Source organism: Arthrobacter sp. B055-34, from assembly GCF_059090425.1.
Map to the genome: position 1 here is coordinate 122,761 of NZ_JBNHFQ010000009.1, position 26,255 is coordinate 149,015.

23 protein-coding genes and 1 tRNA gene are annotated in these 26,255 nt (G+C 64.1%); 13 read left to right on the plus strand and 11 right to left on the minus strand.

Annotation, left to right across the window (positions count from 1 at the left end):
- Nucleotides 1–218 precede the first annotated feature (218 nt).
- Nucleotides 219–611: a recombinase family protein gene (locus AC5RWO_RS16975; RefSeq protein ID WP_498732704.1), complete on the plus strand. Its 393-nt coding sequence runs from the start codon at nucleotides 219–221 to the stop codon at nucleotides 609–611.
- A gap of 20 nt (nucleotides 612–631) precedes the next feature.
- On the plus strand, nucleotides 632–880 hold the full coding sequence (locus tag AC5RWO_RS16980) for a helix-turn-helix domain-containing protein (RefSeq protein WP_498732705.1): 249 nt from the start codon (nucleotides 632–634) through the stop codon (nucleotides 878–880).
- A 58-nt stretch (nucleotides 881–938) separates the two neighbouring features.
- Here the strand turns inward: AC5RWO_RS16980 and AC5RWO_RS16985 are convergent, their stop codons facing one another.
- The 5 genes from AC5RWO_RS16985 to AC5RWO_RS17005 all read right to left on the minus strand — a co-directional run bounded on the left by AC5RWO_RS16985 (nucleotide 939) and on the right by AC5RWO_RS17005 (nucleotide 6,012).
- Nucleotides 939–1,706, minus strand: coding sequence for a cyclase family protein (locus AC5RWO_RS16985; protein WP_498732706.1), 768 nt, complete (start codon nucleotides 1,704–1,706; stop codon nucleotides 939–941).
- Nucleotides 1,707–1,904: 198 nt separating this feature from the next.
- A complete protein-coding gene (locus AC5RWO_RS16990) occupies nucleotides 1,905–2,108 on the minus strand; it encodes a cold-shock protein (protein ID WP_498732707.1) in 204 nt (67 codons plus the stop codon).
- A gap of 516 nt (nucleotides 2,109–2,624) precedes the next feature.
- Nucleotides 2,625–2,894, minus strand: a complete 270-nt coding sequence (locus AC5RWO_RS16995; RefSeq protein WP_498732708.1) for a hypothetical protein — start codon at nucleotides 2,892–2,894, stop codon at nucleotides 2,625–2,627.
- Nucleotides 2,895–3,374: 480 nt separating this feature from the next.
- Nucleotides 3,375–4,262 carry a hypothetical protein gene (locus AC5RWO_RS17000; RefSeq protein WP_498732709.1) on the minus strand — a complete coding sequence of 296 codons (888 nt, stop codon included), beginning with the start codon at nucleotides 4,260–4,262 and terminating at the stop codon, nucleotides 3,375–3,377.
- Nucleotides 4,246–6,012 (minus strand): NAD(P)/FAD-dependent oxidoreductase, encoded by a 1,767-nt coding sequence (locus AC5RWO_RS17005; RefSeq protein ID WP_498732710.1) that lies wholly within the window; start codon nucleotides 6,010–6,012, stop codon nucleotides 4,246–4,248. Before AC5RWO_RS17005 ends, AC5RWO_RS17000 begins: the two co-directional genes overlap by 17 nt.
- Before the next feature lie 247 nt (nucleotides 6,013–6,259).
- Here AC5RWO_RS17005 and AC5RWO_RS17010 point away from each other — a divergent pair, with 247 nt between their 5' ends.
- Nucleotides 6,260–6,634 (plus strand): UBP-type zinc finger domain-containing protein, encoded by a 375-nt coding sequence (locus AC5RWO_RS17010; protein WP_498732762.1) that lies wholly within the window; start codon nucleotides 6,260–6,262, stop codon nucleotides 6,632–6,634.
- A 630-nt stretch (nucleotides 6,635–7,264) separates the two neighbouring features.
- Nucleotides 7,265–7,636, plus strand: a complete 372-nt coding sequence (locus tag AC5RWO_RS17015; protein ID WP_498732711.1) for a hypothetical protein — start codon at nucleotides 7,265–7,267, stop codon at nucleotides 7,634–7,636.
- A 239-nt stretch (nucleotides 7,637–7,875) separates the two neighbouring features.
- Here AC5RWO_RS17015 and AC5RWO_RS17020 read toward each other — a convergent pair.
- The 3 genes from AC5RWO_RS17020 to AC5RWO_RS17030 form a co-directional block, all read right to left on the minus strand.
- Nucleotides 7,876–7,948: transfer RNA gene (locus AC5RWO_RS17020), tRNA-Lys, on the minus strand.
- Between the two features lie 111 nt (nucleotides 7,949–8,059).
- On the minus strand, nucleotides 8,060–9,268 hold the full coding sequence (locus AC5RWO_RS17025; RefSeq protein WP_498732712.1) for a PQQ-dependent sugar dehydrogenase: 1,209 nt from the start codon (nucleotides 9,266–9,268) through the stop codon (nucleotides 8,060–8,062).
- Nucleotides 9,168–9,881, minus strand: coding sequence for a hypothetical protein (locus tag AC5RWO_RS17030; protein ID WP_498732713.1), 714 nt, complete (start codon nucleotides 9,879–9,881; stop codon nucleotides 9,168–9,170). Before AC5RWO_RS17030 ends, AC5RWO_RS17025 begins: the two co-directional genes overlap by 101 nt.
- 141 nt (nucleotides 9,882–10,022) lie before the next feature.
- Between AC5RWO_RS17030 and AC5RWO_RS17035 the strand changes: the two genes are divergently transcribed.
- Complete coding sequence (locus AC5RWO_RS17035; protein WP_498732714.1) at nucleotides 10,023–10,973, plus strand: 2-hydroxyacid dehydrogenase; 951 nt, start codon at nucleotides 10,023–10,025, stop codon at nucleotides 10,971–10,973.
- Between the two features lie 22 nt (nucleotides 10,974–10,995).
- On the opposite strand, the gene AC5RWO_RS17040 is transcribed toward AC5RWO_RS17035, so the two are convergent.
- The gene (locus AC5RWO_RS17040) at nucleotides 10,996–11,439 is read right to left on the minus strand and encodes a hypothetical protein (RefSeq protein ID WP_498732715.1); all 444 of its coding nucleotides are present in this window, start codon (nucleotides 11,437–11,439) and stop codon (nucleotides 10,996–10,998) included.
- Between the two features lie 88 nt (nucleotides 11,440–11,527).
- Here AC5RWO_RS17040 and ilvD point away from each other — a divergent pair, with 88 nt between their 5' ends.
- The 8 genes from ilvD (at nucleotide 11,528) to metG (ending at nucleotide 24,110) form a co-directional block, all read left to right on the plus strand.
- Nucleotides 11,528–13,231, plus strand: coding sequence for a dihydroxy-acid dehydratase (ilvD, locus tag AC5RWO_RS17045; protein WP_074701968.1), 1,704 nt, complete (start codon nucleotides 11,528–11,530; stop codon nucleotides 13,229–13,231).
- A 352-nt stretch (nucleotides 13,232–13,583) separates the two neighbouring features.
- Nucleotides 13,584–15,485 (plus strand): acetolactate synthase large subunit, encoded by a 1,902-nt coding sequence (locus AC5RWO_RS17050; RefSeq protein WP_498732716.1) that lies wholly within the window; start codon nucleotides 13,584–13,586, stop codon nucleotides 15,483–15,485.
- Nucleotides 15,486–15,488: 3 nt separating this feature from the next.
- Nucleotides 15,489–16,001 (plus strand): acetolactate synthase small subunit, encoded by a 513-nt coding sequence (ilvN, locus tag AC5RWO_RS17055; RefSeq protein WP_074701971.1) that lies wholly within the window; start codon nucleotides 15,489–15,491, stop codon nucleotides 15,999–16,001.
- 36 nt (nucleotides 16,002–16,037) lie between these two features.
- Entirely contained in the window at nucleotides 16,038–17,063 is a 1,026-nt protein-coding gene (gene ilvC / locus AC5RWO_RS17060) for a ketol-acid reductoisomerase (RefSeq protein WP_074701972.1), read from the plus strand.
- 154 nt (nucleotides 17,064–17,217) lie between these two features.
- Nucleotides 17,218–18,807 (plus strand): phosphoglycerate dehydrogenase, encoded by a 1,590-nt coding sequence (gene serA, locus AC5RWO_RS17065; protein ID WP_498732717.1) that lies wholly within the window; start codon nucleotides 17,218–17,220, stop codon nucleotides 18,805–18,807.
- 112 nt (nucleotides 18,808–18,919) lie between these two features.
- Nucleotides 18,920–21,727 (plus strand): ABC transporter permease, encoded by a 2,808-nt coding sequence (locus AC5RWO_RS17070; RefSeq protein WP_498732718.1) that lies wholly within the window; start codon nucleotides 18,920–18,922, stop codon nucleotides 21,725–21,727.
- On the plus strand, nucleotides 21,724–22,428 hold the full coding sequence (locus AC5RWO_RS17075; protein ID WP_208574640.1) for an ABC transporter ATP-binding protein: 705 nt from the start codon (nucleotides 21,724–21,726) through the stop codon (nucleotides 22,426–22,428). The genes AC5RWO_RS17070 and AC5RWO_RS17075 overlap by 4 nt, the downstream gene beginning before the upstream one ends.
- Nucleotides 22,429–22,550: 122 nt before the next feature.
- Entirely contained in the window at nucleotides 22,551–24,110 is a 1,560-nt protein-coding gene (gene metG, locus AC5RWO_RS17080) for a methionine--tRNA ligase (protein ID WP_498732719.1), read from the plus strand.
- 7 nt (nucleotides 24,111–24,117) lie between these two features.
- Here the strand turns inward: metG and AC5RWO_RS17085 are convergent, their stop codons facing one another.
- Nucleotides 24,118–24,672 (minus strand): hypothetical protein, encoded by a 555-nt coding sequence (locus AC5RWO_RS17085; RefSeq protein WP_498732720.1) that lies wholly within the window; start codon nucleotides 24,670–24,672, stop codon nucleotides 24,118–24,120.
- 62 nt (nucleotides 24,673–24,734) lie between these two features.
- Complete coding sequence (locus tag AC5RWO_RS17090) at nucleotides 24,735–26,141, minus strand: APC family permease (protein WP_498732721.1); 1,407 nt, start codon at nucleotides 26,139–26,141, stop codon at nucleotides 24,735–24,737.
- Nucleotides 26,142–26,255: the final 114 nt, after the last annotated feature.

A 26,255-nucleotide genomic window follows, 5' to 3' on the forward strand; every position in this document is an offset into this window, starting at 1 on the left:
CAGTTACGTGACCACCGCTCTGAGGCGGACGGCTTTCCTGTGCCCTGGAATTCCGGCCTCGGCGGCTGCCGGTCTCACGAACTCTACATCTTGAACCAACTGCGCCGAACCCCGTAAAACCGCTGTTTTGAGCCGAAAACTGTCTCAGGAAGGCGGTTCACTAATGTTGTCTCGCTTGTCCTCAAAGCTACCGGAGACGCCGTTTTAGGGGAGGCACTGTGAAGCTCGGATACGCCCGCATTTCAACCACCGACCAGGACGCCAGCATGCAGGTCGAGGCGCTCATCAACGCCGGGGTTGCCGCTGACAAGATCTTCGTCGACGAACTCTCCGGAGCGAAAGAAGCCAAGGAGCGTCCCGGTATGCAGGCGCTGATGGACTGCGCGCGCGAAGATGACGATGTCTATTTCTGGCGGCTGGACCGGATCGTCAGATCCGTCATCGACGTGCTGAACACGGTCAACGAGCTGACTGCGAAGGGCATCCGCCTGCACTCGATCATGGATCAACTGGATCCTGAAACGACCCAGGGAAAACTGCAATTAACGGTGATGGCGGCGCTGGCCGAGTACGAGCGGGAGCTCATCATTGAACGCGTCCGGGCCGGGTGATTTCGGCGCAGAAGCGCGGGGTGCGGTTCGGTCCCGCCCCACTGGACGAGGCGATTGCCCCGGAGCGGGTGGCCAATGCGCGCCGGATGATGGCCGAAGGCAAATCCGCGGCCCTGACCGCCAAAACCCTGGGCTGGTCGAAGGCGACTTTGTACCGTTATCTGAACAAGTACGGCGAGGGTGCGCCGGAACCAGAGGGGCCGGTTCGGGCAGGTAAGGACGGCTCCAAGTATGCGGCCCGCCGCCGGACCCCTGCGCCGCGCAAGTAAGCAGCCGCGGCACGCGCCAAAGCCGGTAGTAGGACCTGGCGGGACAAAGCGTCCCATGTCACCGGCTGCCGCTCGTGTTTGGGACCAGGCTGATCGCGCGAATGGGAGATCCGGTGGCTCCCGTGAGTCGGAGCGGGAGTGCCATGAAATAACTGATCCAGGGGACCTCGGCGAGATTGCACAGATTCTCCACGACGATCACCCCTGCGGCGAGCAGCTCGTAATGTGCGCGGAGGTCGGATCCGGATTTGTCCCCCGGGTCGATGCTGATGCAGTCAATGCCGACGGCCTTTACATCCTTGTCACGAAGGTACTTCGCTGCTTCACCGGTGAGTCCGGGCCAGCCGCGCAGGTAGTCGAACCCTTCGGGAACGAGCGACCAGCGGTGTTCCCATTGCGTGTGCAACAAGACGATGTCATCACGTTCGATGGCAGCGTTTTGGGTTTCCCACTCGATGATCTCGTCGCGGCCGATGTTGTAGTTGACGGGATCGTAAGGGCCGAAGGTGAGTTTGACCGCGCGGCCCATCAATCCGGTCAACGGGATCTCGTGGGTGTAGACGCGCCGCTCGTCGTTGGGATCGGGCACGAAATGCGCCGGCGCATCCATGTGGGTGCCGGAATGGTCTCCCATGACGAGCTGGTTGAATTCCGCCGGGTCCGTCATCGAGGGGAACGGCAGCAGGAAAAACTTCGGATGGGCGGGGATGGTCGGGATGCCCTGAGTCAGCTCTCGGCTGAGGTCAATGATCCGGTAGGCACTCAGGGTATCCCGCAGCGCTTCGGCCGACTTCTGGTCAAGGTCCCGTTCATTGTTCCGTGCCATGAAAACAACAGTGCGGCCGTACGGGCCGGGAATCAAGGCCGTGTCTGCCCGCTGGAGAACCAAGGCGCCCCGAACCATGATGCAGGTCGGCGAACACCTCGGTCTGTAACGGCCGGATAGCAGTCGCGAGACAAAGAGAATACCCGGGCGTCCGCCGACTGCCGCCAGCTGCGCCCGGGCACCTCTCAGTGCTTTGTCCTAGAGCGGACGGATGTCGACCGCCTGCAGGCCCTTCTGACCCTGGGTGACTTCGAATTCGACCTTCTGGCCTTCATCGAGAGATTTGTAGCCGCCTCCGCTGATACCGGAGAAGTGCGCGAAGACGTCCTCGCCTCCGTTATCCGGGGCGATGAAGCCGAAGCCCTTTTCCGAGTTGAACCATTTCACAGTGCCAGTTGCCATGTTGCTTCCTTCTAGGCATGCTTCGCGTGTTCCATATGCAAACACCGTTCCCGCTGCCTAGGTGAAACGCTAAGCGGAAACGGGGCCTCGCTGCAAGGATAAACCGCTAACTCATTCGAGCTTTGGGCGCCGGTAAGCACCCAGAGTTCGAGTCCGTCCCGATCTGGATCTGATTATCGGGGTTCCAGGGGATCGAAGGCATCCGGTGTTATCGCGAAGCGGAGCATCACTTCGCGTTCGTACTCCCACCCCTCGCCGGGGATGTCGATGATGTTCCCTTTTTCGTCGCGCTTGTATGCGCGGATGCTGGAGGAGCCGTTGGCCATCCAGTACTGGGCGGCTAACTCGGCGTCGGAGAACCGGCGGCGGAGGACTTCGTAGCCGACGTTGAGCGGTCGAAGCGGGTCTTCCGGGTTGTCGGCGTAGAGGGTGCCCAGCGAGTCCCAGATGGAAAGGATTGTTGCATCGACAGTTTGTACGCAGGTGCGCCTTTCCCTGGGCCTGTAATTTCAGTCATCAGGCGGCCTTGCGACCGTGCGGGCGGCTGTCGAAGTAGCGGATGTCTTCGGACTTGACGCCGCGGGCGAACCGGCGGGACAGGAAACGATCCAGGCCGGCGACGGTGTTCTCGAACCGGACGTCCTTCTGTTCGTCGGTACGGACTTTGCGGGGCTTGCGCTCCTTGGGCTTGTCCACGACGGGCTTCACGCAGGTCTTGCACTCGCCGGAGTGCCCGGACGCGACGGTCCCCGGGTAGTCGGTCTTCAAGGTGTCCTTGGGTCGCATGGACTTGCCGTACTCGGTATTGGTGCACGTTGACTTCCTAGCCCAAAGCGAGTTGAACCGGTGCGCCGGTTGCACCCCCCCGACCGTCGGCGCACCGGAGTTTCTAAAGATGGTCCTGCCCTTGGAAGCCAGCTGATTGCCGCGGAGACCTCAGGACAGTGAAGTCGTCCAGGGAGACCGCCCGGCGGCCGTGCCTGCCGTCTTCGCGAATCCATATGATGCCCAGCCCCGGTGCTGTCTCTGTCACGTCTCCCCGATAGCAAGTCTGACCGCCGCGGCAGGCCTCGATCCAGTCTCCGCGGCGGATGAGTGACAGGTGTGAGATTTCTTGAGTGCTGCACGATCACCTCCAGGTTGATAGCTGCTGGAGTCGTCTTTGACCGTGCCTTAACTCTCGCGAGTGCATATTGCCTACACATTTCCGGAGGGTAATCTGCGGGAAAACACGTCGCCTGGTGGGTTGTCGGTCAATGCTTCGACCTAAAATGGAGGCGGACAACGACCCGGTCGGGCTGTCCGGGCGACCGGCGAACGGGACAATGCGAGTGCCCATCCTCCGGCCACTCCGATGGCAAGCAGGACGGTTACGAAGCCGATCGCCGGCGCGCTCGGCCATGTCAAACCGTCGCCATACCGCAGCAGGGCAACTGACTGCAGGAGTACGAAGATGACGGAGGTTAGCGCGACGGAGCGGACGGCCCGGGCATCCCCACTCAGCTGGCCTTGCATCGCCGCCCACCCGAGACCGACCAGCCACGCACCGATCGCCCTCGCTGTGAGCTCGGTCAGTGGCCATGGCCAGAGCATCGCGGTAGGTAGGGGCAGCACCAGCAGCGCTGTGCCAAATATCAGCAGCACTCCGGCGATTCCCACCAGAAGTAGCCTGAGCGAAAGCGGTAGCGCCGGGCGTTCCGCCGATACGGTTTTTGGGCCTGGACGCCGGGACCGGATCTGCAACCAGCTGATGATGAGCATGGCCACGGGCACCATGGCATAGATGGCCAGCCACATCCAGGTGGCTACCCGGGCTAGCGGCGGAGCATCTGCTGACAGGTGGAAGCGGTCGATGTGGATCAGGGTGACCACGAGGGTTAAAGAGGTGAAGACGAACACAGGCCAGACTGCCAGCTTCGCCAGACCCCAGTTCGCTGCGCGGGCTCCGGCGACCTCCAGTCCGGCGCTCGACCAGTATGCAGCCCCGAGGAAGACGGCGGTCATGGGCGGGTTGACCGTCCAGGCGAACCACTCGTCGGTACGGAGCGGAAAGACGAACAGCACCAGGCCGGCAAGAAACACCAGGAATGCCGCGACGTAGAGCAGCCACCTCATCGGTGGGATCAGGGATGTGACCTCAGCTGAAACGGACATCACCGGGCGACTCCTCGGGGGCGGCCACTCCACCAGTCGACGCCATCGACGCAGGCAGGGGATGCTCGGCCAGGTAGGCGTGGAGCATCGAGACTACGGTGGCGCCGTCACCGACGGCGGTCGCCACTCTTTTGATGGAACCGGCACGCACGTCGCCGATCGCAAAAACGCCCGGCATGCTGGTTTCCAGCGCCAGGGGCGACCTTCCCGTTCCGTTGGATTCGGCATCACTGACTTCCCGGATGACGCCCGTGCGGAGGAAACCGGAGGGGTCCCGCTGGACTGTGTCGGGCAGCCAGGAGGTCCGCGGCACCGAACCGATCAGCACGAACAAGCCGCCCGCCTCGATCTCCTCGGTCGGTGCTGCATCTGCAGCCCCGCGCCCGGCGACGTCGACCGCCGCAAGGAATCCGTCCAGATCGCGGACTCCCACGACCTCGGTGCCATAGCGGATGGCTACATTCCGGGTGGCCTCAAGCTGGGCGATGAGGTAGTCAGACATACTGACCGCCAGCGTTGGTCCACGCACCAGCAGTGACACCCTCTTCGCGTACTTCGCGAGGTGCAGGGCCGCCTGCCCGGCCGAGTTGCCGCCACCTACGACACATACGTGTTTCCCGGCCATTGACGGCGCTTCGGAAACCGTGGCCCCGTAGAAGACGCCTCTGCCGACCAAATCCTCAAGCTGCGGTATGCCGAGGCGGCGGTAGTCCACGCCGGTGGCCACCACCACCGTGCGGCCCCGCACGGTGGTGCCGTCGGAAATTGACACAGTACGAAGGGCCCCATCGATGCTGAGCGTCTCCACCTTCCGCATGAAGAGGAAATCGGTGCCGAAAATCCAGGCCTGGTGGAACGAGCGGTAGGCCAGATGGGCACCGCTGACACCGCGGGAAAAGCCCGGGTAATTGCGGATCAGGGAACTGGTGCCGGCCTGGCCTCCCACGGCTTCCCTCTCCACCACCATGGTGGAGAGGCCTTCGGAGGCTGCGTAAACCGCTGTGGCGAGGCCGGAGGGGCCGGCCCCCACGACCACCACATCGAAGATCTTGTCCGCAGGGGGAGGGCGTGTCACCCCGAGGGCTTCGGCGATCTCCAGGTCACTGGGGTTCTCGAGGACAGTTGGGGAAGCCGTAAATTCCAGCACCAGGACCGGCAGCGCGGGGTCGCGCAAGTTTAGACTTGCCAGCGTCCGCTCTGCGGCCTCTGACCCGACCGGGTAAAAGCCCACGGGGATATGGTTTCGACTCAAGGAGTCGCGCAATGCGTGAGTCCTTGAGTCGCCCGTCTTGCCGATCAGCCGGACCGCCTCGAAGCCGCCTCCCTGGGCCAGATGCCAGTCATCGAGGGCATCGGTAATCGCTCCATGGAACTCTTCATCACGCAACCGCTCGGGACGTATGATCACCAAGTCGGCATGCCCCTGGGCGACCGCCCGGAAAACGGTGGGGGCGCTGGAGAAGTCACCCCATGTCACCACAACGCCACGCTTGGCGGCCGGGTGATAGCCGTAGGCGCGCCGCAGAAAATCGAGTCCACCGCGATCATCAGGCCCGTAGCACCCGAGGATAAGTGCGACCGGGCGACCCCAGCGCCGGAGCCCCTCGAGCACCGCTCGCCCGTGGGCGAGGTCGACGCAGTCCACTACCTCATAATCGGCGCCGTAGCGTCGCCGCAGTTCATCTCCCAGAATGCGCCGAGAGGTCGGGTCTGTGGTAGCCAGCAGCATGACCGGAACCGATTGATCCATGGCCGCAGTCTTTCTGGTTAAGGTTTGGTGGCGCTCACGATACTCGCGTAGCGACATGGGAGACAAGGGGCGCTCGTCGTCTCCGGGAAGGCCTTCAGCGCGGCGTCGGAACTGTAGCGGTGCTCCGGGTTTTGCCTCCGTTTCTCTCATTCCCAGAGGGCAGGGATTCTGCCAGAATGGTCCCCGTCAGCAGGACACACGGGATGGTCTGCGCAGCAAACAGCAAACAGCAAACGGAGGGATGGAAATGGAGAACCGCTCGGATGACCGCCCCATTCCGGGAATCAGCCTATCCGCCGTACCGAGTGGAACCGGTTGTCTAGAGTGCCTCAGCGGTGCCGAGCCAGGATGGTGGGTACATCTTCGCCGCTGCGCGCAATGCGGCCATATTGGATGCTGCGATTCATCACCCTCACAGCACGCCAGTGCCCACGCCCGCACCCTCGGCCACCCTGTCATCACGTCCTATGAACCGGAGGAGGACTGGTTCTACGAGACGAACACGAAGAAGTTCTTCCGCGGCCCCCGGCTTCCGGATCCTCAGTCCCGACCACTGGAACAGCCGGTACCAGCACCGGCAGAAAAGGTACCGACAGACTGGCGAGAGCGCATACACCGGTAGTCCCGGAAACCGAACCAAGCACTGACGCTGGGATGAGGTGAAGGAGGACGCTGCAAAGGCTCCCGGCAACATCACTGCCCTCGGCGGTAAAGTCGGCTGGGCCGGCAGGTCGGACCTGACCTGAGAAATCTGGTCGCCGGCATGCAGAAAGCCCTGCTCGTTGATCTCAACCGGCCAGGACGCACTTTGACGACGCTTCCATTCGAGCATGACCAAGCTCCTGGATTTAGTCTGGATGCGGCAAAGGTCCTGCGTCTAGACGGAGAGCCTTTGCCGCTTGTGTTTCTCGATACTTTGAGGGTGGGGGGTGCGCGGGATTCTATGTAATCGTGCGTGGCGGAGTCCTCACGTGGCGCCGAACCTCGCTCATAACGAGCATCGTCAAACTAGTCGATGAACGGTGTGCGCCTACAGGTTGATCGGCTACCACCTGAAAGAATGCCGGCGCTGGCTGTCCAGAGAGTATGACCGATAGGGGTGGCAATATGCGTCGCAAGAGGCTTTGCATCGACGGGCGAATCCGCCCGCCGGGAGTTGAATCATGCGCGCATCGCGAAGTTGGAAGTGAAACCAAGTCCGACAGCCGGTTCCAGCCTCATCGGGTTAGGGCCATTGAGGGACGCGGTCAACATGCAAAAGAACCTCAAAGTCTTGGGAGCCGCCGCGATCGAGACCTCTGTTTCGCCCGAGGTCGTCCAAAGCATTCAAGCCACTGAGAATGTCTGGCGTGCAATTGAGGCCGAATTCGGTCTGCTCTCCAGCACTGAAGTATCGACCGCTGTAGGCTGCTCAACACCGAACCGCAGCTTCGCCTACTACCAGAGGATGGCAGGAAGACTGATAGCGGTCTCGCGTCCGGAGGGACTGCGCTTCCCCGGCTCCCAATGTGATCCGGTCAACAGGACGGTCCGCCCTGATATGAAGGATCTGATAAGCGCGGCTCGCAAAGCAGGTCGCAGCGACGCCAGCTTCACCCTATGGCTGAACACTCTCGCGGGCTAACCTTGATGGTGCCGGGCCGGTGGATCTACTTGAGGAAGCCCCGGACTCGGTTATGGAAGCTGCCCGCTAGCCTTTCACCGTCCAATGGTGAATGTTATTTCCAATGGATGGCTGGTTGCTGGGCGGGATCCCAGCCCCAGCCCGGAAACAAGTGTCCCGTACGTAGCACTTGTGCCGCTCTTGAGCAAAGAGAAAACCCCGCCTGACCAGCATTTGCCTGGTCAGGCGGGGTTTATGTGTGCACCCCCCGGGACTCGAACCCGGAACCCATTGATTAAGAGTCAATTGCTCTGCCAGTTGAGCTAGAGGTGCAGTGTGTTTGGAAGAGTTTCGGACTTTTTCGTTTCCGTTTTCTCCCTCGCAACGACATGTAACTCTAGCAGGACTTTTTGGGGAATGCGAAATCCAGCGGGCGATTGTTGGCTACTTCACAGAAACGGTCAGCATGCGGTCCGGATTGCCTCCATTCGTCAGTACCCACAGGTCTCCTTCCGGTGACAGCGTCACGTCGCGGAGCCTGCCGTACTTGTCCGTCAAGAGCGCCGTAGGTTCACCTGCGCCTTCCTCCGTCAGTCCCACGCGCCACAGGCGCTCGCCCCGCAGCGCCGCTATCCAGGCCACATCATCCACAATCGCCATGCCGCTGGGGGAGGCCTCCGCCGTCGAAGGCCAAACAACGGCGGCGTCCACAAACCTTTCGTCGCCGGGGGCGCCGGTGACGGTGGGCCAGCCGTAGTTTTGCCCCGGCTCGATGAGGTTGAGTTCGTCGTCTTCGGTGGGGCCGAATTCGGTTGCCCACATCCGGCCCTGCGAATCCCAGTCCATTCCCTGCACGTTTCTGTGCCCATAGCTGTACACGGGACTGTCCGGGAAGGGATTGCCCGGCGCAGGCTCCCCATCCGTAGTGACCCGGAGAATCTTGCCGCCCAGGGAATCCAGGTTCTGGGCCGTTTCGGAATTGCTCGCGTCACCCGTGGACACGTAGAGGTGGCCGTCCGGGCCGAACTCCAGCCGGCCGCCGTTGTGGATCCGCGATTTGGGGATCCCGGTGACAACTTCCTGTACGTCCGACAGCGCGCCGTTGTCCCAGCTGTAGCTGATGACCCGGTTGTCCTGAGGCGACGTCAGATAGACAAAGAGGCGCTGGTTTTCGGTGAAGTCCGGGCCTATGGCCAGACCCATCAGGCCGCCCTCTCCCGATGTTTCAAGCGGGGAGTCAATTGGCACCGAAGCCACGGTGCGTCCGTCCCTGACGTGTTTGATCAGCCCGGTGTCGTTCTCTGAGATGAGTGCACTCCCATTCGGAAGGACGGCGATGGACCAAGGCGTCTCCAAGTCCGTGGCAGCCGTCGTGACCTGGCCCCCTGATGCCGAGGTGCTGCCGGTGTCCGGGACGGGGCTTTCGGATGGACCGGTGCAAGCCGCCAGGCCCAGCGCCAAGACCGCAGCGGTGGCTGGGAGCTGGTTGCGCCGAAGAATGCGCCTGCGGCGCCGGTCGCCGCGGTCGGAGGTGCCAGCAGGAGGCAGCGGCTTAGGTGGCATTCGTGCCGCGGCCGCCGTCGTTGTCCTGAACTTTGTCCACCCGCGGCTCGATGACGGTTTCGCCATCGTGCGCGGGCCACTGCGTTTCATCGTAAAGCGGGTCCTGGCTGTCCGCGGTGCTGCCGCGTTCCTGCGGCTTCCGCTCGGCCCCGGTCTCCGGAGCGCCCGGGCTTGCCTGCGATGGAGCCTGATCCTTTGCCTGGTCTCCGATGGCTCCGGTGAGGGAGCCGGCGGGCGCATCCGGCTCCACCGGTGCGGCATGTTTGCCGTGCGTAGGCGGCGGGGCGTCGGAGTCTTCAATGTATTCGTCCTCGACGGCGGGTTCGGAGTGTGCTGTTTCCGCGGCGCTCTCGGTCCAGCCGTCGATGGGTTCCGGGCCCTTGTCGTTCGAGCCTGTCTGATTGGTATGTCCGGCAATGAGTCCGCCTGTGGCAGCGCCGGCCGCGACGCCGCCTGCCGCCGGTTCGGAGCGATGCGCTACATTGCCTTGCCGCGGCTTCGGGTCGTCATCCGTCACACCCATCCTGCCGACAGTAGGAGCCTGTGCGGCCGCATCGGAGGGCCCATGCGCCATGTTGGTTGGTGCGTGGCCCAGCGGGCCGCTCGATGCCGGTACCTGTCCCGCGGAGGAGCCCCGGGTGAAAAGCCACCACAACAGCGCAGCGACGATGACGACAATCAGTACCCAAATGAACCATTCCATGACGGGACCTTCTTCGGTTGGCGGCGTGGATCGTCTGATGCGTACGTTAGTTCCCGCCCCAGAGCATGTCCATAGCCAGGTGCCGGGCCGGCGGGCCGGCTGCTTTGGGCCGGCCACCGCAGCCGGGCTAAAGTTCCGAACATGGCTCAGCAGACTTTGATCAACACCGTTACCTTTCCGGATGCATCCCTCTTGGAGGCGGTGGGGCCACTGCCTTCCGGACTGCAGGCCGGAGTGTGGGACCTGCAGGGGCCGCCGCAGGGGATTGCAGCCGCCGACATCGAAGCCGTGATCCTGCCGTATGCCGCAGGCACCGATTGGGATGCGTTGAAGGACCTGCCTCGGCTGAAGCTGGTCCACACCCAGTCAACGGGTTATGACGGCCTGCCGGAACTGGTGGGACCGGATGTCGCCGTGGTAAGTGCGGCCGGTGTCCACGCGGCCGCCACGGCGGAACTGGCGGTAGGGCTGACGCTGGCGTCGCTGCGCGGCGTGGACCAGATGGTCCGGGACCAGTCCAAGGCAGTGTGGAACTCGGTACGGCGCCAATCCCTGGCCGACAGCCGGGTCCTGCTGGTCGGGGTCGGCGGTATCGGCAGGGAAATTGCCAGGCGGTTGCAGCCTTTCGAGGTTGAACTCACGCGCGTGGGAAACACCGCCCGGGTCGATGGCGAGGGCCGGGTGCACGGCGTGGACGAACTCACCGCCTTGGCCGCAAAGTGCGACGTGATGATCGTCATCACCCCGCTCAATGATTCCACCCATCAGCTGATCGACGCCGACGTCCTCGCCGCCATGCCCGACGGCGCCCTGCTGGTCAACGTTGCGCGGGGAGCGGTGGTCGATTCGGAGGCACTGACCGCGGAGGTTCTCAGCGGCAGGCTCAAAGCCGCCGTCGATGTTTTCGACCCGGAACCGATCCCGCGCGACCACCCGCTCTGGCAGTCCGAAAACATCATCATCGCCCCGCATGTGGGCGGCAACACCACGGCGTTCTGGCCCCGGATCGTCAAGCTGCTGCAGGGCCAGCTGCAGCGGCTGACCGAGGGGGAGTTGCCGGAAAACCTGGTTCAGCCCGGGCCCTTCGCCTAAATATGTCGGCGACCTCGATTACTCAGGCGACTTCGAGCAGGCCCGCCATGAAGCTGCGGAAATCCGCTTCGTCCTCTTCCTGCTCGATAACGTGCCCCGGAATCGGCAGCAGGCCACGGCCTTGGACGGTGAACCGGAAGGTTTTTCCCGTGCTCGTGCCGACTTCGTAGTCACCCTGCGCCAGCCGGACGGCGTGGGAGAGGTTGGTCATGTTGATCGCCACGGGGGTGCTTCCTGCCGTGAGCGTGGGCCCGTTGAATGGAGCGATGATCAGCTCCTGCGGACGCCAGCGATAACCGATGACGTAATACCGGCCCTTCCTCGAACCCGTCGGCAATTGTGCCGTCCGGTCCGCCCCTGCGCTGCCGAAAACCAGATTGTAGTCGCCGTGGTTGGGGATCTGGGCGTCGAAAATGCCGCTCAGGATGTCCTTGAGTTCGTCGCTGCTGGGCGTGGTGGGGTGCATGTTTCCATCCTAGGGAACCGCTCCATTGTGTTGCGCCTGCGTGTCACATGGTCATGAGCGCAGCGGGGCTGGCCATAGAATCGAAGTCATGAGCGCGGACGTAACTCCTGATATCAAGCCCCGTAGCCGGGTAGTCACCGACGGCATTCACGCAGCACCGGCACGCGGAATGTTCCGAGCAGTGGGAATGGGGGATGACGATTTTGCCAAGCCGCAGATCGGCGTCGCCAGTTCCTGGAACGAAATCACCCCCTGCAACCTGTCGCTGAACCGGCTGGCCCAGGGCGCCAAGGAAGGCGTCCACTCCGGCGGCGGGTTCCCGATGCAGTTCGGCACCATCTCCGTTTCGGACGGCATTTCGATGGGGCATGAGGGAATGCACTTCTCGCTGGTCTCCCGCGAGGTCATCGCCGACTCGGTGGAGACGGTGATGCAGGCCGAACGGATCGACGGCTCGGTGCTGCTGGCCGGCTGCGACAAGTCCCTGCCGGGCATGCTCATGGCTGCCGCGCGCCTGGACCTCGCCAGCGTCTTCCTCTACGCGGGCTCGATCATGCCCGGCTTCGCCAAGCTGGAGGACGGCTCAGAGAAGGAAGTCACGCTGATCGACGCCTTCGAGGCCGTCGGCGCCTGCGCTGCAGGCAAGATGAGCCTGAAGGACCTGGACGCAATCGAGCGGGCGATCTGCCCTGGCGAAGGCGCCTGCGGCGGCATGTACACGGCCAACACCATGGCTTGCATCGGCGAAGCCCTCGGCATGTCTCTGCCGGGCTCCGCCGCCCCGCCCTCGGCCGACCGCCGCCGCGACATGTTCGCCCGGCAGTCCGGCGAGGCCGTGGTCAACCTGCTGCGCCTGGGCATCACCGCGCGCGACATCATGACCAAGAAGGCCTTCGAGAACGCCATTGCCGTCACCATGGCTTTCGGCGGCTCCACCAACGCCGTGCTGCACCTGCTGGCGATCGCCCGCGAAGCGCAGGTGGACCTGACGCTCGAGGACTTCAACCGCATCGGCGACAAGATCCCGCACCTGGGCGACTTGAAGCCGTTCGGCCGCTACGTCATGTTCGACGTGGACAAGATGGGCGGCGTGCCGGTCATCATGAAGGCCCTGCTGGACGCCGGCCTGCTGCACGGCGACTGCCTGACCGTGACGGGCAAGACCGTTGCGGAGAACCTCGCGGAGATCAATCCGCCGGACCTGGACGGCAAGATCCTGCGCGCGCTGGACAACCCGATCCACAAGACCGGCGGCATCACGGTGCTGCACGGCTCGCTGGCTCCCGAAGGCGCCGTCGTCAAGAGCGCCGGCTTCGATGCCGACGTCTTTGAAGGCAACGCCCGCGTCTTCGAACGCGAGCAGGGTGCGCTCGAAGCGCTGGACCGCGGCGAAATCAAGGCGGGCGACGTCGTCGTTATCCGCTACGAGGGCCCCAAGGGCGGTCCGGGCATGCGCGAAATGCTGGCCATCACCGGCGCCATCAAGGGTGCCGGCCTGGGCAAGGACGTCCTCCTGCTGACCGACGGCCGTTTCTCCGGCGGCACCACCGGCCTGTGCATCGGCCACGTGGCGCCGGAAGCGGTGGACGGCGGTCCGATCGCGTTTGTCAAGGACGGCGACCGGATCCGCGTGGACATTGCCGCCCGCAGCTTCGACCTGCTGGTCGACGAGGCCGAGCTCGAAGGCCGCAAGATCGGCTGGGAGCCGCTGCCGGCCAAGTTCACTACCGGCGTGCTGGCCAAGTACGCGAAGCTTGTGCACTCGGCCTCCACCGGGGCTTACTGCGGCTAACCAAAGGACGACGGCGGCGGGTAACCACCCGCCGTCGTCCGCCTTCTGGTGGACCGGGTTAGAGTCCACTAACTGGACAGCAATGTCCGTATAATGAGACAACGTTGTCTCCGGTTGACACTGATATCTGTGTGGTAGAACACTGAAGTCATGCAGAACGTATCCGTGGTCGTCCTTATCAAGCGCGTGGCGTAAGCCCCGGCTGGTAAGACCACGTCACGCGCGAAACCCCATCGGAGCCAACCGGCTCGACGGGGTTTTTTTATTTGCAGAAGAGAACAGAGCCGGCTCTCCCGACATAGGGAGCCGGCAGGCACATCCGAAATTACAGAAGATCCGCAAAGGAAATCCGATGAGTAAGGGATCGCCAATCAGCCCCTCGCTGATGGCCCAAAAAGCGCCGGCCGCGGCCGGCGACGCTGTCAAGAACAAAGATGCTGCTTCTGTCTCTTCCATCGTGGATGCGGTCAACCCCGTTCAGGGGCCCAACAACATCGTGCCGCCCACAGAAATGACCGGCTCACAAGCCGTTGTCCGTTCACTGGAAGAACTGGGCGTCGATGACGTCTTCGGGTTGCCGGGCGGGGCCATCCTCCCCACCTACGACCCGCTCATGGACTCGACCAAGATTAACCACATCCTGGTCCGCCATGAACAGGGAGCAGGCCATGCCGCCCAAGGCTATGCCATGGTCACCGGCAAGGCAGGCGTCTGCATCGCCACCTCCGGCCCCGGCGCCACGAACCTGGTGACGGCCATCGCGGACGCGCACATGGACTCCGTCCCGATGGTGGCAATTACCGGCCAGGTAGCCACCAGCGTTATCGGCTCGGATGCCTTCCAAGAAGCGGACATTGTCGGCATCACCATGCCGATCACCAAGCACTCCTACCTGGTCACGAACCCGGAAGACATTCCGCGGGTGCTGGCCGAGGCATTCCACATCGCCACCACCGGCCGTCCCGGCCCAGTCCTGGTGGACATCCCCAAGGATGCCCAGCAGGCCAAGATGACGTTCTCCTGGCCGCCGAAGATCGACATTCCCGGCTACCGCACGGTGGTCCGTGGACATTCCAAGCAGGTCCGCGAGGCAGCCAAGCTGATTGCCGCCGCGGAACGTCCCGTCTTCTACGTCGGCGGCGGCGTGCTCAAGGGCAATGCGTCCCCGGAGCTGCTCGAACTGGCGGAACTGGTCGGTGCACCGGTGGCCACCACGCTGATGGCCCGCGGCGTGTTCCCCGATTCCCACCCGCAGCACGTCGGCATGCCGGGCATGCACGGCGCGGTCTCCGCCGTCACGGCGCTGCAGCAGTCGGACCTGCTCATCACCCTGGGCGCCCGGTTCGATGACCGGGTGACCGGTGTCCTGAGCACCTTCGCACCGGACGCCAAGGTCATCCACGCGGACATCGACCCGGCCGAAATCTCGAAGAACCGCACCGCCGATGTGCCGATCGTCGGTTCGGTCAAGGAGATCATTCCGGAGCTCGCCCAGGCCTGCCGGGAACGGTTTGCCGCCGATGGTGCCCCGGATCTGACCGAGTGGTGGACCCAGCTGAACCGGCTCAAGAACACCTACCCGCTGGGCTTCACCCAGCCCGACGACGGCCTGATGGCGCCCCAGCAGGTCATCGAGCGCATCGGCGAACTCACCGGTCCGGAGGGCGTGTACGTTGCCGGCGTGGGCCAGCACCAGATGTGGAGCGCCCAGTTCATCAAGTACGAGCGGCCGCAGGCCTGGCTGAACTCCGGCGGCCTGGGCACCATGGGCTACTCCGTGCCTGCCGCCATGGGCGCCAAGGTCGGCAACCCGGACCGGGTGGTCTGGTCGATCGACGGCGACGGCTGCTTCCAGATGACCAACCAGGAGCTGGCCACCTGCGCACTGAACAACATCCCGATCAAGGTTGCTGTCATCAACAACTCCTCGCTCGGCATGGTCCGGCAGTGGCAGACGCTGTTCTACGACGGCCGCTACTCCAACACTGACCTGCACACCGGCCACGAGACGGTCCGGATCCCGGACTTCGTCAAGATGGCCGATGCCTACGGCTGTGTCGGACTGCGCTGCGAACGCGCCGAGGACATCGACGCGACCATCAAGCAGGCGCTGGAAATCAACGACCGTCCGGTGGTGATCGACTTCGTCGTCAGCCCCAACTCCATGGTCTGGCCGATGGTGCCCTCGGGCGTCAGCAACGACCTGATCCAGATCGCCCGCGACATGACCCCGGAATGGGAAGAAGAGGACTAGTCAATGGCACGCCATACCCTTTCAGTGCTGGTTGAAGACGTTCCGGGTGTCCTCACCCGTGTCGCCAGCCTCTTTGCCCGTCGGGCGTTCAACATCCATTCTTTGGCCGTAGGCCCCACGGAAACGTCCGGGTTCTCCCGCATTACCGTGGTGGTTGAAGCCGAAGGTGATCTGCTGGAGCAGGTCACCAAGCAACTGAACAAGCTCATCAATGTCATCAAGATTGTCGAGCTGGTTCCCGAATCCTCCGTGCAACGCGACCACATCTTGGTCAAGGTTCGTGCGGATGCCGCGACTCGGCTGCAAGTAACCCAGGCAGCAGATCTATTCCGCGCTTCCGTGGTCGACGTGTCTACCGACTCGTTGGTCCTGGAAGCCACTGGCACGGCCGAAAAGCTCAACGCACTGCTGTCGGTGCTTGAGCCGTTTGGCATCCGCGAAATTGTTCAATCAGGGACGCTGGCCATCGGCCGCGGCTCGCGGTCCATGAGCGACCGCGCCCTGCGTTCCGCCTAGACCCTTATCAAGAAACCTCAAACAGGAGAAATACAAGTGACTGAGCTCTACTACGACGACGACGCCGACCTCTCGATCATCCAGGGGCGCACCGTGGCCGTCATCGGTTACGGCAGCCAGGGCCACGCCCACGCGCTGAGCCTGCGCGACTCGGGCGTGGACGTCCGCGTTGGACTCAAGGAAGGTTCCAAGTCCCGCGAGAAGGCGGAGGCCGAGGGCCTGCGCGTGCTCGGCGTTGCCGAGGCAGTTGCCGAAGCCGATCTGATCATGGTGCTGACCCCGGACCAGGTCCAGCGCCACGTCTACGCCGAGGACATCGCACCGAACCTGCAGTCCGGCGATGCCCTGTTCTTCGGCCACGGCTTCAACATCCGCTACGGCTACATCAAGCCGCCGGCCGACGTCGATGTTGCCCTCGTTGCCCCCAAGGGCCCGGGCCACATTGTCCGCCGCGAATTCGAAGCGGGCCGCGGCGTGCCGGACCTGATCGCCGTGGAGCAGAACGCCTCCGGCAAGGCCAAGGAACTGGCACTGTCCTACGCGAAGGCCATCGGCGGCACCCGTGCGGGCGTCATCGAAACCACCTTCACCGAAGAGACCGAGACCGACCTGTTCGGCGAGCAGGCTGTCCTCTGCGGCGGTGCTTCGCAGCTGATCCAGTACGGCTTCGAAACCCTGACCGAGGCCGGCTACAAGCCGGAGGTTGCGTACTTTGAGGTGCTGCACGAGCTCAAGCTCATCGTTGACCTGATGGTTGAAGGCGGCATCGCCAAGCAGCGCTGGTCCGTTTCGGACACCGCCGAGTACGGCGACTACGTTTCCGGGCCGCGCGTCATCGACGAGCACGTGAAGGAAAACATGAAGGCCGTGCTGGCCGACATCCAGTCCGGTGCCTTCGCCAAGCGCTTCATCGACGACCAGGATGCCGGCGCGCCGGAATTCGCCGCACTGCGCAAGAAGGGCGAAGACCACCCGATCGAGGCTACCGGCCGCGAACTGCGCAAGCTGTTCTCGTGGATCAAGACCAACGATGACTACACCGAGGGCTCTGTAGCCCGCTAAGGAACGCACGCGACGTTCCGCGCCGCTCGCAAACCTGAATTAACCGGCATCGGGGCCGGACGCACATTGGTATCCTTAACAATGCGCGTCCGGCCCCCTTGTCGGTCGTAGACTGTACTCACCCCACCATGCAACGCAGCGAAGGAACACCCCTGTGGAAAAACCTGTAGTTCTCCTTGCCGAAGAACTGTCGCCAGCCACCGTCGAGGCACTGGGTCCCGACTTCGAGATCCGCCAGACAGACGGGGCGGACCGCTCCCAGCTGCTCGCCGCGATTGCCGATGTTGACGCCATCCTGGTCCGTTCCGCCACCAAAGTGGATGAGGAAGCCATCGCTGCGGCCAAGAACCTGAAGGTCATCGCCCGTGCTGGCGTCGGCCTGGACAACGTGGACATCAAGGCGGCGACGCAGGCGGGCGTCATGGTGGTCAACGCGCCGACGTCGAACATTGTTTCCGCGGCGGAACTGACCGTCGGGCACATCCTCTCGCTGGCACGCCACATTCCGGCCGCCAATGCTGCCCTCAAGAACGGTGAGTGGAAGCGCTCGAAGTACACCGGTGCCGAGCTCTACGAAAAGAAGGTCGGTATCATCGGCCTGGGCCGGATCGGTGCCCTGATCGCTGCGCGTCTCCAAGCGTTCGAAACCCAGATTCTCGCTTACGACCCGTACGTCACGAGCGCACGTGCCGCCCAGCTCGGCGTCCAGCTGGTGAGCCTGGACGAACTGCTTGAACAGTCCGACTTCATCTCCATCCACATGCCCAAGACGCCCGAAACCATCGGCATGATCGGCGCCGAGGCTTTCGAGAAGATGAAGCCTTCCGCCTACATCGTCAACGTCGCCCGCGGCGGTCTGATCGACGAGGACGAGCTGTACACGGCCTTGAAGGAAGGCAAGATCGCCGGCGCCGCCATTGACGTCTTCGTCAAGGAGCCCAGCACGGACCTGCCGTTCTTCGCCCTCGACAACGTTGTGGTCACGCCGCACCTGGGCGCGTCCACGGAGGAGGCACAGGAAAAGGCAGGCGTCTCCGTGGCCAAGTCCGTGCGCCTGGCCCTCGCCGGTGAGCTCGTCCCCGACGCGGTCAACGTTGCCGGCGGCGTCATTGCTCCCGAGGTCCGCCCGGGCATCCCGCTGATCGAGAAGATCGGCCGCATCTTCACTGCGCTGACGCATGACTCGGTCACCCAGATCGACGTCGAGGTGGCCGGCGAAATCGCCGAGCTGGATGTCAAGGCCCTGGAACTGGCCGCGCTGAAGGGTGTCTTCCAGGACGTCGTTTCGGAACAGGTCTCCTATGTCAACGCGCCGGTGCTGGCCGAACAGCGCGGCATCAACACCCGCTTGATCACGACCACTGAATCCGAGGAATACCGCAACGTCCTGACCGTCCGCGGTGCGCTCTCCGATGGAAGCCAGATCTCCGTTGCCGGCACGCTGACCGGCCCGAAGCAGATCCAGAAACTCGTGTGCGTCAACGGCTACGAAGTTGAAATCCCGATCAGCGAGCACCTGCTGGTCTTCACCTACGAAGACCGTCCCGGTGTCATCGGCACGCTCGGCCAGCTGCTGGGCACTCACGACATCAACATCGCCGGCATGCAAGTATCCCGCAACGAAGAAAAAAAGCAGGCCCTGGCACTGCTGGCTGTGGACAGCTCAGTGCCGCAGGACCTGCTGGAGGAACTGCGCCAGACCATCGGCGCAACCCTGGCCCGGGCAGTCGACCTGCAAGACTGATCCAGCCGTAGTGCAGGCCCGTTGAGCAGTTGGCTTTCGCATCAGCTCAACGGGCCTTTGCGCATATCTCCTCTCTTTTCGTACCGTCAAGTCCTTATGTGGGGGAATACAGTTGAACGCAGCAGCACGATTCTTGCGTAGCCGCTCGCTCGTAGTCACGGTAGTGGTCCTGGTCGCGGCCATGTTGCTATCGGTGTTCATCCAGGACCGTGCCCAGTCATCCCTGGGCCAAGTAGTGGATACCAACTCCCGGGGACTCTACGACATCCTGGTACTCCCCGAAGGCAAGGGCCCGGACGCGGACACGCTGAAACAGCCGGACTACGTATCCGGTACCGGCGGCATCACCCAGGAACAGCTCGGGCAGATCCGCGGCCTCGCCGATGTTGGTGTCGCCGCGCCGATCAGCCTGGTCTCCAAGGTTGTCCAGGACATCGAGTTTCCCCAGCTGAAGGCCACGGACTACGTGGGCTACAACGAAAACATCGAAGGCTACCTCGAACAGCAGAACATTACCGACGCGGTGCCGGCCGAGGAATGGCCTGAGCCGGATTCCGTGCTCAGCGAGGAACCAAAGAACTACCGGATCACGGCCAAGGCCGTCACCTCCAACGGCGTCAGCGACACTGTCCTGTTCGAAACCGCGGCGGAAGGCTCACTGGGCCAGGCCAAGCTGGAGGAACTGAAGGTTCCGGGCGGCAGCAGCCTGCGCACCGTGGCCCCGGAGGGGGAGACGGGCATCAAGTTCCCGGACCCCGCCGGCGGCAGTGCCCACGGCGATTTCGACCTCACCGTTGCCTTGCCGATGCTGCCCCAGATCACCGAGACCGTTGTAGCCGTTGACCCCGCCGCCGAGCAGGCACTGCTGGGCGAGGCCGGCGGCTTCCTCGCGCCCCTGGCCAAGGCCCCAGCGCCGTCAGGCCGCAGCGCCATGGAACTGGGGGATAAGTTTTCGCAGCAGATGACGCCGGGTCTCTTCGCTGGAGGCACCGACTCTGCCGAAATCGATGGGCACCCGTTCAGGTTCTGGAGTCCCTTCCTGACGCAGTACCGGGCTGCGGTGGAAGCGGGAACACTGACCGAGGATTCGAAGGTGATCCCGCTGGTGGTCCGCTCCGGCACCGATCTTGATCTGACGTACTCCGTTGACATCGAAGAGATTGACGACGCCGGCAATACCGTTGCGCAGGTGGGTACCGTCAGCAAGGAGCTGGGGGAGGAGTACCTCCCGTTTGCCTCCTCCAAGCCCTTCCAGCTGCGCTGGCCCGGTGGCGAGGACTACAACTACCTGCTGGGTTCCGGCGGGGTCCAGGTGGTCGCGGGTCTGCACCAGCCGGCCGAATGGACCACCGACTTCCTCTCAACCCCCGAGTACGTGGCCGGCGAAGCCAACCCCGACGGCAGCGTGGAGCAGACGGTGACCCCGCAGGGCTGGGTCACCGTGAACGAGCTGCCGGAAAAGACGCTGCAGTGGCAGCTGGAGCCGGACCAGAGCCAGCGCGAGCCGGTCAACGAGCAGTCCTACCGGACCAGCCTGGACGATCCGGCCGACGCCGCCGCACCCCTTCCCTTTGTCTACGGCACCTTCGACGCCAATGCCGTGCGCAATGCTGCCGGCGATGTGAACTACCTGCCGCTGGGCGGCTACGACCCGGCGCCGGTGACGCTGACCGAAGACGCCGAAGGCAACGCCGTCGACGACGCCGAGCTCAAGCCGGGCCTCAGCGGTGCGGGACTGGCGGTACAGTCCGCCGGTGCCATCACGGACTTCAACGGGCTGGCCGCCGTCCGCGGAACTTCGGACACCGATCCGGTCATTGACGCCGTGCGCGTACGGGTGGATGCCGGCGGCAGCTGGGCCGACGCCGCACCGAACATCGATGCCGTCGCGGCCGCCATCGGTGACCTGGGCCTGGATGTCCAGGTTGTTGCCGGTTCCGCCCGCGAGGACGTTTCCATCTATGTCCCCGAGTACCACCAGGAAGCTGACGGAACGGTTTCCGACCTGGGCACGGTCAGCCAATCCTGGGTCCGCCAAGGCGCTGCCTCGGCCGTCCAGAGCTCACTGGGCCAGGCCAGCTCGGCACTGCTCTTCCTGACCCTGGGCGGGGCCGCGCTGCTGACCGCAGCGAGCACCGTTGCGTTCACCCGTTCGCGCCGTACCGAAGCGGTGACCCTGCGCGCCATGGGCTGGACACGGCCCAGGATTCGTTCGTGGTTCCTGGCCGAACTGCTCGTCGGCGCCGCGGCGCTGCTGGCCGTGGCGGTAGTGGTCAACGCCTTCAGCCGGACGCTGACCACGCTGGTGGTTTCCGGCGTCGTACTCCTGGTCTATGTGGCGGCATCCTTCATCTCCGCCGCCTTGCTGAAGCCGGTGCCGCCGGCCGGGGATGCGCCGTCGTCGTCGGGCACCGCGCCCATGGTCGATACGCCGCTGAAATTCGCGCTGCGGCAGGTGAACACCAACCGGTTCAACGCCGGAGCTGTTGTTGTGGGCGTGGGTGTGCTCGGTGCGGCGGCGGGCGCGCTGGCGGCGGTTATCCTTGACCTTCCGCGTGCGGCCGGCAGCACGGCGCTCGGCTCGCTGGCGCTCAGCGAGACCGGCGGCGTGAACATCGCGCTGGCGGTGCTCGGGGTGGTGACGGCACTGGTGCTGACGCTGATGACCGGCCGTTTCGACCTGGCCCGCAAACGCGAGCAGTGGGACATTCTCGAGGCGATGGGCTGGACCCCCACGCTGCTGCTCTCGCTGCGGCGCAGCGAAACGGGGCTGCTGGCGGTGATGGCCCTGCCGCTGGCCGTCCTCGGCGCCGTCGGCGTTTCCCTGGCCGTGGCGCCGCATGCCGCGCTGCGTGCGGTGGCCGCCGGTGTGCTGGCAGTGATTCTCTGGTTCATCCTGATGACAAGGACACGGAAATGATTGAACAACCGCAGACGCGCGCCGAGAAGATCGGGCGTACCGCGGACCATGCGATGCCGCTGGAGCTGCGTGGCATCACCATCCGCTATGACGGTGGCGGCGGCGAGCCGCTGGTGGTCGCGGAGGACTTCGACCTTGGCCTCGAGGCGGGAAGCATGCACTGCCTGGCCGGACGAAGCGGCTCGGGCAAGACCAGCATCCTGACCGTGGCGGCTGGCCTGACGCTGCCGACCTCGGGAGAGGTGTTCTGGCAGGGCGATTCGCTCGATGAGATGGACGACGACGAAATCTCCGACCGCCGCCGCGCCCTCATCGGGTACGTGGACCAGGGCGGGGCGCTGATCGATGGGATGAGCGCGCTGGAAAACGTGCTGCTGCCCGCAGTGCCGGACAAGCAGGTTGAAGCGAAAACCGAGATGGCCAAGGACCTGCTGGACCTGGTGGGGCTGGGACGCCGGATGCGGCACTACCCGGCGCAGCTGTCCGGCGGCGAGCGGCAGCGGGTGGCGATTGCGCGCGCGCTGATCCTGGGTACACGGGTGCTCGTGGTGGATGAGCCGACGGCCAGCCTGGACCGCGAGCATGCCAACCAGATCATCGGCATCCTCAAGGACACCACCAAGGACGGGATTGCGGTCCTGGTGGCGTCCCACGACGAGGAACTGATCAAGGTGGCGGACAGCCGCACCCACATGTACTGAGGCGGCCAACCACCGCCGAAGGCGCTTCAACCGGAGGAGCCGGGTGCCGCCGTCGTTGTCACGAAGACGGCGGCGGCCGGCCGCTTTCGACAAGCGCCGAGCACACGCGGTAATTTCTATAGGTGACCTCTTCTGCTGATAAGCCCCCGTACTACATCACCACGGCTATTTCGTACCCCAACGGCGTGCCCCACATCGGACATGCCTACGAGTTCATTGCCACGGATGCCATGGCGCGGTTCAAGCGGCTGGACGGCTACGACGTCTGCTTCCTGACCGGGACGGACGAGCACGGGCAGAAGATGCTGCACACCGCGGAGAAGGAAGGCATTACCCCGCTGGCCCTGGCCAAGCGCAACTCGGACGTCTTCCAGGCTACCCAGGACGGCCTGGGCATCAGCTACGACCGCTTTATCCGCACCACTGACGGAGACCACTACGCCGCCGCGCAGGCCATCTGGAAGCGTATGGAAGAAGCCGGGGACATCTACCTCGACAAGTACGAGGGCTGGTACTCCGTCCGCGACGAGGCCTACTACGGCGAAGACGAGACCGAGGTCCGCGAGGACGGCAAGCGCTACTCGATCCAGACCGACACCGAAGTCACCTGGACCGAAGAAGAGTCCTACTTCTTCCGCCTGTCGGCTTACCAGGACAAGCTGCTCAAACTTTACGAAGACCAGCCGGAATTCGCCGCCCCGCGGACCCGCTTCAACGAGGTCATCAGCTTCGTCAAGCACGGCCTGATGGACCTGTCCATTTCCCGCACCACCTTCGACTGGGGTATTCCGGTGCCGGGCAACCCCAAGCACGTGATGTACGTGTGGGTGGACGCACTGACCAACTACCTCACCGGCGTCGGCTTCCCGGACACCGAGGCGGACGCGTTCCGCAAGTGGTGGCCGGCCGACGTGCACGTGATCGGCAAGGACATCTCCCGCTTCCACGCCATCTACTGGCCGGCTTTCCTGATGTCCGCCGGGCTGGAACTGCCCAAGCGCGTGATGATCCACGGCCACCTGTACAACCAGGGCGTGAAGATGTCCAAGTCGCTGGGCAACGTGATTGCGCCGTCGGACTGGGTGGAGCAGTACGGCCTGGACCAGATGCGCTTCTTCCTGCTGCGCGAAGTGCCGTTCGGCGCGGACGGCTCCTACAGCCACGAGGCCATCGTCGGCCGGATGAACGCGGATCTGGCGAACAACCTGGGCAACCTGGCCCAGCGCTCCCTGTCCATGGTGGCCAAGAACTGCGAGGGCAAGGTCCCGCAGCCCGGCACGCTCGCCGCCGAAGACCATGAACTGCTGGCCCAGGCCGAGCGGCTGCTGGAGAAGTCCCGCGCGGCCTACGAGGTGCAGGATTTCCACGCATCGCTCGAGGCGATCTGGACCGTGCTCGGGGACACCAACGCCTACTTCGCCGAGCAGGCCCCCTGGGTGCTGCGCAAGACCGACGTGGAGCGGATGAACACCGTGCTCTACGTCACGCTGGAAGTGGTGCGGATCGTCTCCATCCTGGTCCAGCCGGTGATGCCCGGTTCGGCCGCCAAGCTGCTCGAAGTACTGGGGCAGAACGACGACGGCGCCCGCGACTTGGCTGCCATCGCCAAGGCTTTGGTGCCGGGTACGGATCTGCCGGCGCCCACGCCGATCTTCCCGAAGTACGAAGAGCCGGCCGGATAACGGCTGCCTAGGTAGCTTCCGGCCTGGCCAGGAAGCGGTCCTTGGCCGTCTGCTCCATGATGCGGGCCATCGTGTCCAGCTGGCGGTGGGTCTGGTCCAGCAGCTCCCGGAAACGCTGGGCATCGAGCCGTGGCTCAGCTTCGGCCAGCACGATCAGGGTCCGCCACAGGCATTCCTTGCCGCGGAGCGCGGACTGGAGCGTTTCCAGTTCCAGCTGCGCCCCGGCGCCGCCACCATTGCGCAGCGGATTGAGCGGATTGATCTTGCCCACCACGGCGCCGCCCGCGGCCGCGACTTTCTTGAAGGTGCTCCGCCGGTAGCCGAACTGTCCCATCAGTTCCTTGACCTCGCGGCGCTCGGCGATGACCTCGTTGCGCACGCGCTGGAGATCCGCCTCGAACTCCGTTCCGGCCCAGGACTCCCGCGCCGAGCCGAAGAGCCTGATTCCGGCCTGCGCGCCCAGCAGATGATCGTCCAGATAAGCGGCGAACTCGTCATTGTCCATGCGGCCGGGCTGCCTGTGGTCCTGGTCCATCGTGTGATCCTCCCGATCGTCGGTCATCAGCATGCTTGCTATTTTTGCAGATCCTGATCGGGTTGTCGTGGACCCGGTGGTGGAAGGCCTTAGCCGGCCAGGTCCTCGGGGTGCCTGATGCGGGTCTTCTTCGCGCGCACACCCCGGTTCCAAAGCCAGGTCAGCAGCCACAGCACGATGCCTACGCCGATCATCACGCCGGCGATCTGGTATTCGACGGGATCCTGCGCCCACGGCCCCACCAGGAACCCGCAGGTCAGGACGCCCAGGTACGGGAGAATCTTCGGTGCGCGAAAGTGTTCCCGGTCGATCGGCCGCCGGCGCAGGACGAGGACGGCGACGTTCACCACGGTGAAGACGCACAACAGCAGCAGTGCCGTGGTGCCGCCCAGCGCGCTCACCGTGTCGGTGCCCATGAAATTGGTGACCGTGATGATCAGCCCCATGGCGATCAGCGTGGTGAAAATGATGGAGGCCCACGGCGAGCGGCGGTTCGGCAGCACTTTGCCCAGCGAACGCGGCAGCACGTCCTGTTTGGCCATGCCGTAGAGCAGGCGGCTGGCCATCAACATGTTGATCAGCGCGGTGTTGGCCACCGCGAACATGGACAGGAACGGGTAAATGACGTCCACCGGCAGGCCCGGCGCCCCGGCCTGCACCACTTCGAGCAGCGGCGTGGTGCTTTCGGAGAGGACACCGATGGGGACAATCGCCACTGCGGCGATGGATACCAGGATGTAGATCAGGACGGTGATGCCCAGGCCCGTCAGCATGACCTTGGGGAAAATCTTGACCGGATCCTTGGTTTCCTCCGCCATGTTGACCGAGTCCTCGAACCCCACCATCGAGAAGAAGGCGAGCGACGTGGCCGCCGTGATGGACAGGAAAGCGCCCTTGTCCGCCGACGTTTCGAAGATCAGCACCCGGCTGAAGTCCACGTTGCCCTGGGACATGGCCCAGAACCCGATGAAGATCACGATCATCAGGCCGGTGAACTCAACCAGGGTCAGGACCACATTGAACTTGATGCTCTCGGCGACGCCGCGCAGGTTGATCAGCGCCAGCACGACCATGAAGATCACCGCGACCCACGTGACCCCGCCCTGGTCCCAGTCAAGGTTGAACCCCACAATGAAGTTCTCCGCCAGGAACTTGGATGCGGTGGAAGCAGACGTTATGCCGGAACTGAGGACCGCGAAAGTGACCAGGAAGGTCAGGAAATGGATACCGAAGGCTTTGTGCGTGTAGAGGGCCGCGCCGGCGGCCTGCGGATACTTGGTGACGAGTTCCAGATAGGAAAAAGCCGTGATGGTGGCAACGACGAAGGCCAGTAGGATCGGCGCCCACGCGGCGCCGCCTACCTCGCCGGCAATCCGCCCGGTCAGCGCATAAACGCCCGTCCCGAGGATGTCCCCGACGATGAACAGCAGCAGGAGCTTCGGACCTATGGCCCGTTTGAGTTCCGGTTGCTCATGGGTTTCGGTGGTGCTGCTCATCGTTGAACTCCCGTCCAAGCGTGGTGCCTACGGTCAGAGACTTCACAGTCAACGTAGCACGCTGCTACTGCCGTGTCGCGGGGTCAGCGGTGACCGGTGAACCGGAGCGGGCTT